The sequence below is a fragment of the Pseudoalteromonas sp. AS84 genome (assembly GCF_038900255.1).
In the GTDB taxonomy this organism is placed as follows: domain Bacteria; phylum Pseudomonadota; class Gammaproteobacteria; order Enterobacterales; family Alteromonadaceae; genus Pseudoalteromonas.
The window spans coordinates 82,807-95,445 of sequence record NZ_JBBMQY010000014.1; the positions used below are offsets into that span (position 1 = coordinate 82,807).

Annotated in this window: 12 protein-coding genes; 10 read left to right on the forward strand and 2 right to left on the reverse strand. The window is 41.3% G+C overall.

Going from position 1 to position 12,639, the window contains the following annotated elements:
* Nucleotides 1-109: 109 nt before the first annotated feature.
* Genes WNY79_RS14380 through WNY79_RS14395 form a run of 4 tightly spaced genes read left to right on the forward strand, consistent with a single transcriptional unit; the run spans nucleotide 110 to nucleotide 3,469 of the window.
* Nucleotides 110-919, forward strand: coding sequence for an ABC transporter substrate-binding protein (locus WNY79_RS14380; RefSeq protein WP_076924887.1), 810 nt, complete (start codon nucleotides 110-112; stop codon nucleotides 917-919).
* Nucleotides 916-1,968 carry an iron ABC transporter permease gene (locus WNY79_RS14385; protein WP_342876188.1) on the forward strand — a complete coding sequence of 351 codons (1,053 nt, stop codon included), beginning with the start codon at nucleotides 916-918 and terminating at the stop codon, nucleotides 1,966-1,968. The genes WNY79_RS14380 and WNY79_RS14385 overlap by 4 nt, the downstream gene beginning before the upstream one ends.
* Nucleotides 1,965-2,753, forward strand: a complete 789-nt coding sequence (locus WNY79_RS14390) for a heme ABC transporter ATP-binding protein (RefSeq protein WP_342876189.1) — start codon at nucleotides 1,965-1,967, stop codon at nucleotides 2,751-2,753. Before WNY79_RS14385 ends, WNY79_RS14390 begins: the two co-directional genes overlap by 4 nt.
* The gene (locus WNY79_RS14395; RefSeq protein WP_342876190.1) at nucleotides 2,750-3,469 is read left to right on the forward strand and encodes a DUF2470 domain-containing protein; all 720 of its coding nucleotides are present in this window, start codon (nucleotides 2,750-2,752) and stop codon (nucleotides 3,467-3,469) included. The genes WNY79_RS14390 and WNY79_RS14395 overlap by 4 nt, the downstream gene beginning before the upstream one ends.
* A 66-nt stretch (nucleotides 3,470-3,535) precedes the next feature.
* On the opposite strand, the gene WNY79_RS14400 is transcribed toward WNY79_RS14395, so the two are convergent.
* On the reverse strand, nucleotides 3,536-4,468 hold the full coding sequence (locus tag WNY79_RS14400; RefSeq protein ID WP_342876191.1) for a ChaN family lipoprotein: 933 nt from the start codon (nucleotides 4,466-4,468) through the stop codon (nucleotides 3,536-3,538).
* 281 nt (nucleotides 4,469-4,749) lie between these two features.
* On the opposite strand from WNY79_RS14400, the gene WNY79_RS14405 reads away from it, so the two are divergent.
* Complete coding sequence (locus tag WNY79_RS14405) at nucleotides 4,750-5,550, forward strand: nucleotide-binding protein (RefSeq protein WP_342876192.1); 801 nt, start codon at nucleotides 4,750-4,752, stop codon at nucleotides 5,548-5,550.
* Between the two features lie 56 nt (nucleotides 5,551-5,606).
* Nucleotides 5,607-5,987: a hypothetical protein gene (locus tag WNY79_RS14410; RefSeq protein ID WP_182752528.1), complete on the forward strand. Its 381-nt coding sequence runs from the start codon at nucleotides 5,607-5,609 to the stop codon at nucleotides 5,985-5,987.
* Between the two features lie 753 nt (nucleotides 5,988-6,740).
* Here WNY79_RS14410 and WNY79_RS14415 read toward each other — a convergent pair.
* The gene (locus WNY79_RS14415; protein WP_342876193.1) at nucleotides 6,741-7,586 is read right to left on the reverse strand and encodes a transposase; all 846 of its coding nucleotides are present in this window, start codon (nucleotides 7,584-7,586) and stop codon (nucleotides 6,741-6,743) included.
* Between the two features lie 466 nt (nucleotides 7,587-8,052).
* On the opposite strand from WNY79_RS14415, the gene WNY79_RS14420 reads away from it, so the two are divergent.
* The 4 genes from WNY79_RS14420 to WNY79_RS14435 all read left to right on the forward strand — a co-directional run bounded on the left by WNY79_RS14420 (nucleotide 8,053) and on the right by WNY79_RS14435 (nucleotide 12,639).
* Nucleotides 8,053-8,574: a DUF2796 domain-containing protein gene (locus WNY79_RS14420; protein WP_342876194.1), complete on the forward strand. Its 522-nt coding sequence runs from the start codon at nucleotides 8,053-8,055 to the stop codon at nucleotides 8,572-8,574.
* Nucleotides 8,575-8,635: 61 nt separating this feature from the next.
* Nucleotides 8,636-9,970 (forward strand): dihydroorotase, encoded by a 1,335-nt coding sequence (locus tag WNY79_RS14425; RefSeq protein ID WP_342876195.1) that lies wholly within the window; start codon nucleotides 8,636-8,638, stop codon nucleotides 9,968-9,970.
* A gap of 17 nt (nucleotides 9,971-9,987) precedes the next feature.
* The gene (gene folE2 / locus WNY79_RS14430) at nucleotides 9,988-10,899 is read left to right on the forward strand and encodes a GTP cyclohydrolase FolE2 (RefSeq protein WP_342876196.1); all 912 of its coding nucleotides are present in this window, start codon (nucleotides 9,988-9,990) and stop codon (nucleotides 10,897-10,899) included.
* Nucleotides 10,900-11,010: 111 nt separating this feature from the next.
* Complete coding sequence (locus tag WNY79_RS14435) at nucleotides 11,011-12,639, forward strand: HAD family acid phosphatase (RefSeq protein ID WP_342876197.1); 1,629 nt, start codon at nucleotides 11,011-11,013, stop codon at nucleotides 12,637-12,639.

Genomic DNA, 12,639 nt, shown 5'->3' on the forward strand with positions numbered 1-12,639 from the left:
TGGCGAGGATGTTACAACTAAGTCAAATTAAGATCAATTAATTATGATAATCATTTTCATTTAGATTTAACCAGTTATAATAGCCGAAAAATAAAAGCCGGAGTTTGTAATGAAATACCTATTTATATTGTTTGCTTTAGTCGCTCAACCTGCACTTGCACAGGAGCGCGTTATTAGTGCTGGCGGCACCCTTACAGAAATAATTTATGCGCTGGGCAAACAAAGTACCCTTGTAGCGGTTGATCAATCTAGTATGTACCCACAGCAAGCTACGCAATTACCACAGGTGGGTTATTACCGTGAATTAGCGGCAGAAGGCGTGCTTTCTATGCGCCCAACCACCTTATTAGCGCTTGAAGGCGCAGGGCGAAGCCAAGCACTTAAACAAATTGAGGCAACTGGGGTTAAACTAATTCATTATAAAAAGCCCACCTCAGTAAATGAGCTACTTGAGCTAATTAAACGCCTTGGTACCGACTTAAACGCCAAGCAAAAAGCGCAATCACTTATTACGCACATTACAGACTCATTACCTGAAAAAGCAAAAGCGCAGACACACAGCGCGCTATTTTTACTCTCAGCTAATGAGCGCGGGCTTGTTGCTGCAGGGCAAGAAACCGTCCCTAATTTATTATTTAGCTATGCGGGCATTACTAATATAGGCGCTACACATTCAGGCTTTAAAGTAATTAATACCGAAGTACTTGCTGTAAATCAGCCTGACTTTTTAGTTGCGCCAAAGCATGTTGTACAAAGCATTGGCGGCAAGCAGGCTTTTTGTAAGCAACCGAACCTACGCTTATTAAAAGCAGCGCAAAGCTGTAACTTACTTGTAATGGATAGCCTGCTTTCGCTTGGCATGTCGCCACGTATTGCCACAGCAATTAATGAGCTTAACGAGTATAAAACCCGCTTATGAACACCCTAACATTGAGCCGCTTTGTGCCTATAACACTTAGCCAAACTCATAAATGGATGCTATTAGCCTCTGTTTGTATTTTTGCTTTGGCGCTACTAAGCATTGGGTACGGCCCTGCAGGATGGGATTGGCGTTTAGCTATTGCCTGGCTTGCGCCCGAGTACTTTAATCAGTTTGATGCGCTGCAAATTAATGTAGTAATGCAAATACGTTTGCCGCGTTTTGTGCTTGCTGTATTAGTAGGGTTGGTACTTTCCCAAACAGGGGCGGCAACCCAAGCGTTGTGCCGTAACCCGCTGGCAGATCCATCTATTATTGGCATTAGTGCAGGTGCGGCAATGGTTGCAGTGGCGTTTATAGCACTTAGCGCGCAGTTTAATTTTAACGCTCAGTTGTATTTACCTTATGCGTCGTTTTTAGGGGCGCTTGGTGTTACCTCGCTGGTATATTTTATTGCCAAGCAGCAAGGGCAAATTAATATCACCACACTTATATTGGTGGGGGTTGCTATTAACGCGTTAGCATTCGCTGTTATTGGGCTACTGAGTTTTTTTGCCGACGATAGCGCGCTACGATTAATAAATTATTGGACCATGGGCTCATTAGGCGGAGCAAGCTGGAGCACGATTATTCAAGCTGCACCGTTACTGTTTATCAGCCTAATTGGCCTGTGGCGGTTAAAAAATCCCATGAACTTACTCCTTATTGGCGAGTCACAAGCTCAGTACCTAGGAGTAGACACCAATAAGCTTAAATTGTATGTCATTATACTCGTTGCATTAGGGGTAGGTGCGGTTGTAGCGCTTACCGGTTTAATAGGGTTTGTTGGCTTGGTAGTCCCGCATATTGCCCGCTTAATGGTGGGGCCGCATTTACGTAATATGCTGCCGCTTTGTATGCTAATTGGCGTAGTGGTATTGCTACTTTCTGACTGGCTAGCACGCATTGTGATCATGCCATCAGAGCTACCCATTGGCATTATTACTGCGTTATTGGGTGCGCCATTGTTTATTTATTTAATAGTGAAAAATAAGCGAGGTTGGTCATGATCACGTTTAACAACCTAAGCGTTGGCTTTGATAATCACAGCGTTTTAAACGCTATTAATGGCAGCGCTAAACAAGGGCAACTTGTCGCACTACTTGGTGAAAATGGCGCAGGTAAATCTACCTTGCTGCATACCTTAGCAGGTATGCACGCCTTTACAGGCAGTGTACTTTTTAATGCTAAGCCGCTGGCCTCTCACGCTAAAAAACGCCTTGCAACACAGCGCGCAGTCATGATGCAAGCTAACCACGTAGGGTTTGATTTTAATGTATCTGAGCTTATTGCAATGGGTCGCTATCCGTATGTAGAGTCATTAAAAATGCAAAGCGAAAAAGTACATAAATATGCCGCTATTATGGATTTAAACCAGTATTTAACTCGCCGCGTAAGTGCGCTTTCGGGCGGAGAGCAACAGCGTGTTCATATGGCGCGTACTTTAGCGCAACTCGATGCCTTTACACAATCGGCCGAGCCAAAACTAATGCTGCTCGACGAGCCTACATCAGCACTTGATATGCGCCACCAACATGCTTTGCTCAGCTGCGTTAAAACCTTTGTAGAGCAGGGTAACAGCGCCATTATTGCAATACACGATCTAAATTTAGCCAGCCTTTATGCAACCGATGCTATTTTACTGCACAACAAAAAAGTGTTGCAAAGTGGGCCTATAAACACCGTATTAACTGAACAAAACTTACAACAAATGTACGCCATGAAACTGCACGTAAACCCTCATCCTTATAACGATGCACCCATGGTTTTTTCTCAACGTCAGGAGTTTTTATGAGAGAGCAAGCATTAAACGATGCACGCACCTTGGTTTACAAAACCAATGCAGGTGTCATGTCGACCATTTCTAATAATTTTCGCGGCTACCCGTTCGGCTCAGTAACCCCCTATATGTGCGACGAACAAGGCCGTGTTTACTTTTTTATTAGCGATATAGCCCAGCACACTAAAAACTTAAAGCACGACTCACGTATGAGCCTTACCGTATTTGACGCCACCGACAGTGGCGATCAAAACGAGCACGGCCGCGTAACGCTTGTAGGTGATGGCTCTATTGTACCAAGTGAGCAAGCACACACTTTACTTAATAACTATATTGCCCTATACCCCGAAGCCGCTAGCTACCGCAACGCGCACGACTTTCAGTTATGGCAATTAGACGTAGTACGAGTACGTTACATTGGCGGGTTTGGCAAAATATTTTGGCTTGAACAAAACGAATGGCAGGATGAGGCAAAAAACTGGGATGAAAACCAGCAGCAAAGCATGATAAGTCACATGAACGATGACCATCAAGATGCTATGTCGCTCATATTAATGCAGCACTACAGCGTAGCTGATAACACCCCAATAATGAGCGGCTTATTACCCACTGGTTTTTATATACAAAGCCAAAAGCGTAATTACTTTATTAACTTTAATACCCAGTGCAACAGCCCGTTAGAGGTTCGTAAAGCGCTGGTTGCGCTAACCAATCAAGCCCGAAATAACTAAACTAAATACATGACGACATAGTTAACCTGAGCTCTGGTTAAGAAATTCACTAACTATGTCGTCATTTTATAAGCAAACTGTTTGCTCGCCGCGTTTGGCTAACGCTTTAAAAGCCGCTTGTTGATGCTGTGTTTGTACATAACGGGGTGGCAAAGGGTTAACTTGCAACTGATACCCTGTTTGGTTAGCTTGCACACTTGTAACCGGCGATATCCACACAACCCTAAGCTCTGGCGCTAAACGCTTAATAACTCGCGCTATACCTTCGCCATTTTTCACATGAAAATCGCCCGCTATATGCATTACCTGCGCATCTTTATGATTATTTAAATAGTTAACGATAGACTCCCCCATTGTTTCATCCCAGGTAACTTGCGCAGCATAATAATTTTCGTTTTGACTTGGCGTGCCATGGTGCATTGAGGTCATAAAACGTTGTTTATAATCACTGGGGGATGTATCAATAGCGGCTGCAATATAGCTCTGCTGTGTTTCATCAAGTTTACTTAGGTAACTTATGCCTTGCCTGCCAATACAGGTGACTATATTTTTAGGGGCATTTGCAGCTATTACATCGCTATTGTTCGTTTTTGCCAGCTCTACCAGCGCACGGTAATCACTTTTGTAGTTAGGCCACGCTTGGGTGTTATCAATTAAGTATTGCTCACCAATTTCACTCTTAACGTACTGGTTTAAAGTATGCTGATCCGCGCGGCTAAATTGCTCAAGCGACAGGGCTGAGCGTTTACTACTTTTGCTTAATTGCTCAAATAACTCAGCCTGAAATAAATGCACACCCGGATGTGTATGCAATTCACCCACTAAAACCACATCGGCATTTAATAGCTTGGGCTCTAATAATACAGAGCTAACAGGCTTTGCTTGTGCATTATAAAGTGCTGAGTAGTAAAGCGATGAGCTTTTATCAGGCACCGTGGCTGTTGTGCTACAACCACTCAACCCCGTAACTAACGCCAGAGTTAACATAGACTTATTCATACACACCTTCAACACTCTTTAATGCAAATAATTATCAATATCATATACTTATAATACCTATTAAGCCAGCCAAACTGCTGCTTACTTACATAATCAAGGAAATGAGCGAAACGCGCATTGATATGCCTTAACTTTGCTTGTAAATATTAAATAGCTTTTGATAGCAATATCTTAGGTAATTTGTTAAAACTGTGTAAAGTAGAAAATGAGCGTGACAACCGCAGGAATATACGCAAAATTGTTGTGCTTTTACGTTCTAGATTGAATTATAGGAGATCTAATTGAGTATTGAATTTTTAGAAACGGATTTCGATAAGGTTAGCTACCTTTTGAATTTGCTCACTGCAAGAGCAACTGGACTTGCATCTGACTCAGGTGAATTTGAAGCATTACGCTCTGAATTGCTGAGTAATTCTAATCTTGCACCAATGCTTCCTCAGTGGTTACGACAGCACCGTAATTTAGATTCATTTTGGGGGTTTATTCAGCCAAAATTTAGTAGTTACGCCGAAAGACGTACGTATTTATCTGGTGAGTTCACACCAATATTAGATCAATTGGAGTTCGGGCAACCAACTCAGGGAATAATGCCAACTACTACAAATACACCAGTGCCTCCAGCTAAAGAAGTTCCTCGTAACAAACGGAAAGTGTTTATTGTTCATGGACATAACAACGAAGTAAAACAAGAAGTAAGTCGCTTTGTCGAGCAACTTGGTTTAGAAGCTATTATCCTGCATGAGCAAGCTAACGCAGGAATGACAATTATTGAAAAAATTGAACATTATTCAAATGATGCTGATTTTGCTCTTGTTTTATATACTCCATGTGATTTAGGGAGAGCTATAACAGAGCCAAACCCTCCAAAAAATAGAGCACGACAAAATGTAGTGTTTGAACATGGTTACCTTATTGCGAAGCTTGGTCGAGAAAATGTCTGCCCTTTAGTTAAAGGGGCTCTTGAAACTCCAAATGATATAAGTGGTGTTTTGTATGTCACTATTGATGATCCTGGTGCATGGAAAAACCAAGTAGCAAAAGAGTTAGTTCAATGTGGCTACACTTTAAAATCATTTTTCTAATAAGTATCAAAGACTAACGCTTACACAGGCGCTAGGTACTGGAGAAGGTTTAATAGATGGAACCAAATTATTCAGAATATTCTGTTACCGAATTGCAAGAAGCTATTACATCTATTGATAGGGCTTTGTACCCTGAACGCTTTGAGCTATTAAAAGCCGAACTATTAAATAGAGACGAAGAAGACCATGAAGCTTCTCAATTAGTAAGTCTTTCATCAAAGGACTTACTTATTAAGCTCAGCAATGCATTTTTTGTAATTCCGTTGATGATCTATGTAGGAGTAGATGCACTTAATAGCGGTGAAATACTCCTTAAAGGAGCAGCTATATCAAAAAATGAAAACTTTATATTATTTACATTAAGCGTAATGTTTTGTTTTTTAATCTCAGCGGTACTGACATGTAGCCTGTTTGTGGATAAGAGCAAAAGTTCCTGACAAATACATTATGTCGTTCATAAATTCACTAGGGCAAAGTTCTATTAGTAGTGCTTTCTTAAGGTTGATAGTATTTTTTACCCAGGGAAAAACATGTTGCACAAGCTAAAGCGAATGGGGTCACCCATTAGAAAGTTCCGGTCAAGCAGACAGCTGTGTTTTCTTGATCTTTTTATTCAAAAACCAAGTGTTCTTATTATTTAAACTCAATTTAAATATGACTACGCACCTAGTAATGACGTCAATTGGTGTGAATATGCACCAGTCACCCATATGAATTTAGGCAGTTTAATTAAGCATTATTGATGATTAATTAAGGCCCTTGGCTTGCGCCTCAGTCATCGTTTAGTACCAATGTCAGTCCAGTTTCTGACTGCGTTTACACACTGCGCTGTAACAAGTCTGTGGTTTATGCTTACACATAACCAACCCTTTGTGGCTCAAACATTGGGCATATCCAGTATTTAAATATGAGCGGTTAACATGCAGGCCTAATCAAATCTAATGGTTTTACGAACCCCATTGCTAGCTCAACACGTTAACCTAATTTATTTAATAGGCGCTAAGCAAACGCCTTGTGTTCATCGAATGGTACATTGTCTTTAAGCACGTGATAACACGCTCTTGCGAGCTTATGTGCAACCGTTTTAATCGCAACTACTTTGTTTGTTTTAGCCAGTTTTCGTTGATAATATTTTTTAACTGTTGGGTTATAACGAATTGCAAAATTAGCGGCCTCAGTAAAGGCCCACGCTAAATAACGATTACCATTCTTCTGATTAGTCGCGCCTTTTTCTTTCCATTGCTGTACCTTGCCCCTTTAACACAGCGACAATACGATGAGAAATTTCCTGGGCTATCAAAACGTTTAATCGTGCCGGTTTCTAACATAATAGTCAGTGCTAACGTATTCCCAATTCCATCAATACTTGTTAGGTTTATAAACTCAGGGGAGAGTGATGTTTGTTTTAAAATAGCTCCCTCTATCGCATTAATTTGCTGTTGAGCACAGCGTATTAATGAGAGGTTGGAAATGACCGACAATGCTGTATTCATTGAGCTAAAGTCTGCGTGTACCTGCTCAGTATCAACGCCTTTTCTGATAGCAGCCATTTGCTTTATTTTGTTGCTACCGAGCTTATAACCAAGATGACGCATGTAACAACTTTGCACCGATAATAAGTTTTTAGTGGACTGTTGAACAATGTCCATTCGTTTGCGCATTAAGTCGCGAACAGCCCTGAGTTCACGTGGATAAATATAGCCTTCAGGCAGTATATCTAGACGTAGTATTTCAGCTAACCAACGTGCATCACTATGGTCATCAGCATGTTTTAAGCCTGAATATTGTTGGATTGCAGCAGGGTTCCCTAAGTGGAGTTTAAATTCTGCATCCATTAATGCATCAACTAACCAATACCAATTAAATGTTGATTCGACAACAAGCCCTGTTAACTTGTCTTTATAAGGGGTTAGAAAAGATAAAATGACATACATGTCATTATTTAAACGTTTACAGCTAAGCGTTTCACCTTGCTCATTAATGATAGCAATAACACAGTTATTTGAATGCAAGTCAATTCCACCATATAGTTTCATACCAAGCTCCTCGAGATACAGTTTATGTTTTGGTCAACACAACTGTATCGAAAAACTCGAGGAGCTTTCTATATGATTATCAAATCTTGACTTCAGACATTAGAAACCTTCAATGTCCGCTTATGACACTCTCCAGCCACTCGACACTTAAAATGTTGATAATAATTGGAAAGGTATTTTACTGTGTCGGATGGCGCTTCGCTTATCGACCTACACTGGCACATATTCGGCTGTCAGATTTAATTGAATCCTATTAATCAATTTCGACAACTAAACTTATCCCCGTAATTACGACCCTTTAACAACCACGTTTAACAAAGCTTTTTAAACATTAGAGCGCGTTGATTCTGTAACCCCTTTTAATAACTAGTTAAACGCCCTTAATTATTATCTTTTTAGGACATGACCAGTATGTTATATTATAACAATTGATGTATTTAGCTCTATTTTTAATAAGGGTTAGCTTATGAAAACGTTTAAAAAAGGGCTGAGCGTTGCCCTGCTATTAGGGCTGGGCTTTAGTGCTCATGCGCAAAAGCATGTGCATGGAGAAGGTGAGTTACTTATTGCTCAAGAGGGTAGCTTGCTGCAAATGCAGTTTATTATTCCGGCTGCCGATGCACTGGGGTTTGAACACCAAGCTGCTAACTCATCTGATAAAAATGCCATTAACGTACTTGCTCAGCAATTAAAAAACAGTAGCCACGCTATTGATATTAAAGGGCAGTGTATTTTACAAAGTACCGAAAACTCACTTGCTCACAGCCACATAGAACACGATGAGCACGATGAGCACGATGAGCACGATCATCATAATGTTGAAGCCACCTACAATTTTAACTGCAAAACACCGGTTATGGGCTTTTCGGTCACGTTGTTTAACTTAATGCCTTCGCTGAATGCGCTTAACGTGCAATGGATTAGTAATACGGGGCAGGGCTCAACAGAAGTAACGCGCAGTAATCCTGTAATAAGCTGGCAAAGCTAATATTTAGCCGCCAACTCGCACCCATTAAACATAAATTGCTGACTAAATAAGAGCCGTAAGCATGAAAAGCCAACTAATAAAAAATGCCAAAATGATTAACGAAGGTAAAACGCAACTTGCTGATGTACGCATTACCAACCAATTTATTGAACGCATAGCCCCCAACATAACCGCGAGCGAAAACGACGATGTAATTGACGCGCAAGGTGCGTACTTACTGCCGGGCATGATAGATGGCCAAGTGCATTTTAGAGAGCCAGGCCTTACCCATAAAGGCTCTATATTAACTGAATCACGTGCAGCAGTGGCCGGCGGTATTACAAGTTATATGGAAATGCCTAATGTTAACCCTTCAACCACAAACAAAGCTGCGCTTGAAGAAAAATACGCCATAGCCGAGCAGCATTCTTATACCAATTACTCTTTTTACCTTGGCGCAACCGAGCACAATTTAGATGACATTAAAGCGCTCGATCCTAAAAAAGTGTGTGGCGTAAAAGTGTTTATGGGCGCATCTACCGGTAATTTATTAGTAGAAAACCCAGAAGCTCTTGAGGGAATATTTCGTGAATGCCCTGTACTTATAGTTACCCACTGCGAAGATGGTAAAACCATTAGCAAAAACAATCAGCGCTATGAGCAACAAGGCATTGTGCCTAGTATTACCGACCATCCAAAAATTCGTGATGCGCAGGCTTGCTATGCCTCATCGTCGTATGCGGTGTCGCTTGCTAAAAAGTACAATGCGCAATTGCATGTATTACACATAACCACCGAAAAAGAGCTGAGTTTATTTACAAAAGGCGATATAGCCAATAAAAGCATTACCGCAGAGGCTTGTGTACACCATTTATATTTTAGCGAGCAAGATTACAAAGCCTTAGGCAACTTAATAAAATGTAACCCTGCCATAAAAGCTAAAACCGATCGCGATGCGCTTATAAACGCGGTTAAAAATAACCAAATAGATATTATTGCCACCGATCACGCCCCGCATACATGGCAAGAAAAGCAAACCAATTATGTTAACGCGCCAGCAGGCTTGCCCTTAGTAGAGCACGCACTTTTAAGCTTACTAGAACACGTTAAGCACAACCGCTTAAGCATAGAGCAGGTGGTAGAAAAAACCGCACATAACCCCGCGCTGCGCTTTAAAGTAGATAAACGCGGCTTTATAAAAGAGGGTTACTACGCCGACCTAGTGCTGGTAAGTACACAACAAACCACAAAAGTTAGCCACGACTCTTGCCGCTCCCTTTGCGGCTGGACGCCTTTTGATGGTGTTGAATTTTCGTCAAAAATAGTAAGCACCTGGGTTAATGGCGAGCGCCTTTACGATGGCAAAACGGTCACTAAACCAAGTAAACCTGCTATGCCTCTTGTTTTTAATCGTTAATCGGAATATTTAAATTTATGAATGCTAAAAGCCATTTGCCCGATATTACTTCGCAGCCTAACTCTCTTAATGCACGCCCATTGCAATGGGTCGGTATGGAGGAGGTTTCGCTGCCGTTACATATTTTAAATAACAAAGGTGAACAACTACATACTCACGCCAAAGCAGGCATATTTGTTAGCCTTGATAAAGCAAATGCAAAAGGCATACATATGTCGCGTTTGTATTTATTGCTTAATGAACAACTGGCTAATAAGCCACTAAATGGCCAAGTTTTAACAACACTACTTGAAAACATACTTAGCTCTCAGCAAGGCTTAAGCTTAAGTGCAAAAATAGATTTAGCCTTTGAACTTATAATAAATAAGCCGGCGCTTTTATCAAATCAATTTGGGTTTCAGGCGTATCCGGTGGCTATTAGCAAAACTATTACTGATGGAGTCATTAATACAGCACTTAGCCTAACAATTCCTTATTCGAGCACTTGCCCGTGCTCGGCTGCGCTTTCAAGGCAAGCGTTAAGTGATGCCGTAGCAGAGCAATTTACAGAGCAGCAGCTTGATAAAAACGCCCTATTAGAGTGGCTCACATCGCAGCAAGGCAGTGTAGCTACACCGCATAGCCAACGCTCGTATGCGTATATAAATATGAGTATAAAAGGTAAACAACTCCCCGATTTACCCTCTCTCATTACACAAATGGAAGACGCTATAGGGACGCCAGTACAAACCGCGGTAAAACGAGAAGACGAGCAAGCCTTTGCCAAATTAAACGCCGAAAACCTACTTTTTTGTGAAGATGCAGCGCGCAGGCTAAAGCACGCCCTTGAACAAAAAACGAATATTTACGACTACAACTTTAAAGTTGAACACCAAGAAAGCCTACACGCACACAACGCCGTGGTGTACGACCAAAAATTCCCACAATAGGACGTTAATTAACAGCGAACATTTAACAAATAAGGCACTGTATACTTGACGAAGAGTCTTCATGAGTCGCAAGTAATAGCAGCAACAAAAATAATCCAAAGGACATAAAAAATGAATGCGTTTAGTTTATTAACTATTACCTGTGTAGCAACGCTAAGTATTGGCTGTACATCAACTATTCCTACAAAAGTAGTGGAGAGTTCACCAAATAGTGAGGTTGTTACTTCCTTGCAAAGTGTATCGCAGCCATTAAAGGTGGCAACATGGAACGTAGAGCACCTTGCTTATCCAATCGATACAGGCTGTAGAACACGAACACCAAGCGAAATAGCAGCAATGAAAGCGTATGCAAAAAACTTAGGCGCCGATATTATTGCGCTACAAGAAGTGGGATCTAAAGCGGCCTTACAGCAAATATTTTCTGAAGACGACTGGCAACTTATTATGTCTACCCGAGCAGACAGCAAAGCCTATACGTGCAGACAAACGGGGGCTTTATCAACCCAACAAAAAGTAGCTTTTGCAGTAAAAAAAGCAATGCCTGTACTCAATACTGCTGCCATAGATCAATTAGCCTTAAAAAGAGCAGGGCTACGCTACGGCTTACAAATAACGGTTAATACTCCAAACGGCCCAACCGATATACTTAACGTACACATGAAAAGCGGCTGCTTTGTAGATGACTACCTTAAAAGCGACTCACCTGCGTGTAAAACCTATGCACAACAAGCACCAGTGCTTAATAGCTGGGTTGAAAAACACGAAACTGCAGGCACGCCTTACGTAATATTAGGTGATTTTAACCACCGTATATCAGCGCCTTACAATCGACTAACCCGTACTTTATTAAGTAATGAACGCTCAACTCGTATTACGACCAGCCAGTTATTAGGGTGCCAAGCACGCTACCCTGCGCCTATCGATCATATAATTGTGGGTAAAATGGATGCTAAAAGTATCGCAAAATCAGCCCAAGTCCATAATTATAAAAATATGGATGATAAAGCCATGCTAAGCGACCATTGTGCGGTATCGGTTTCTATTACAGATAACACAAATGCGCTATCAGCATCGGTTTTATGGCAAACAACCAGTAAAGAGTATCAAGCATTAACAACTTACATGTACCAACAAGCTCAAACAGCAGTTGCGCAACTACCACGATCTGTAACTAACTGGGTTGCAGTAATGGATGTAGATGAAACCGTGCTTGATAACTCTGCCTATCAAAAACAAACCGAACTGAGCGGTGAAGGTTATACCCCAAATACGTGGCAAGCCTGGGTAAAAAGCGAAAACGCAACGCTAGTACCTGGTGCTAAATCGTTTATAGAAGCGCTTTACAAGCAAGGCGGCAAAGTAGCACTGGTTACTAACCGCGATAAAGCAAACGATGTACACACATGGAATAACCTTAAAGCAGTTGGCTTACCTATAACAGTTGAAAACACCTGTTTAATGGGCCGCTCAGAGGCCGATAAAACCGCTGTAGATGGCAAACACTTTATTAACGATAAAGATCTTCGCCGCCAACAAATAACGCAAGGCAGCGCCGATTGTTTTGCACCAAAAGGTATGCAAAATAACTGGAAACAACCGCAGGTTATTAAGTTTCAGGTGGGGGATAACATAGAAGACTTTAGCGGCGTAACACAAGAAAGCACCAATATAAAAACGCTGCAACCCAAGCTTGGTAAATCATTATTTTTACTACCAAACCCTATGTATGGTTCGTGGTAA

What these genes read in the sequence shown, in the direction of transcription:
- WNY79_RS14380 (WP_076924887.1), top strand. Translation starts at nt 110, where the DNA reads ATGAAATACCTATTTATATTGTTTGCTTTAGTCGCTCAACCTGCACTT.
- WNY79_RS14385 (WP_342876188.1), top strand. Translation starts at nt 916, where the DNA reads ATGAACACCCTAACATTGAGCCGCTTTGTGCCTATAACACTTAGCCAA.
- WNY79_RS14390 (WP_342876189.1), top strand. Translation starts at nt 1,965, where the DNA reads ATGATCACGTTTAACAACCTAAGCGTTGGCTTTGATAATCACAGCGTT.
- WNY79_RS14395 (WP_342876190.1), top strand. Translation starts at nt 2,750, where the DNA reads ATGAGAGAGCAAGCATTAAACGATGCACGCACCTTGGTTTACAAAACC.
- WNY79_RS14400 (WP_342876191.1), bottom strand. Translation starts at nt 4,468, where the DNA reads ATGAATAAGTCTATGTTAACTCTGGCGTTAGTTACGGGGTTGAGTGGT.
- WNY79_RS14410 (WP_182752528.1), top strand. Translation starts at nt 5,607, where the DNA reads ATGGAACCAAATTATTCAGAATATTCTGTTACCGAATTGCAAGAAGCT.
- WNY79_RS14415 (WP_342876193.1), bottom strand. Translation starts at nt 7,586, where the DNA reads ATGAAACTATATGGTGGAATTGACTTGCATTCAAATAACTGTGTTATT.
- WNY79_RS14420 (WP_342876194.1), top strand. Translation starts at nt 8,053, where the DNA reads ATGAAAACGTTTAAAAAAGGGCTGAGCGTTGCCCTGCTATTAGGGCTG.
- WNY79_RS14425 (WP_342876195.1), top strand. Translation starts at nt 8,636, where the DNA reads ATGAAAAGCCAACTAATAAAAAATGCCAAAATGATTAACGAAGGTAAA.
- folE2 (WP_342876196.1), top strand. Translation starts at nt 9,988, where the DNA reads ATGAATGCTAAAAGCCATTTGCCCGATATTACTTCGCAGCCTAACTCT.
- WNY79_RS14435 (WP_342876197.1), top strand. Translation starts at nt 11,011, where the DNA reads ATGAATGCGTTTAGTTTATTAACTATTACCTGTGTAGCAACGCTAAGT.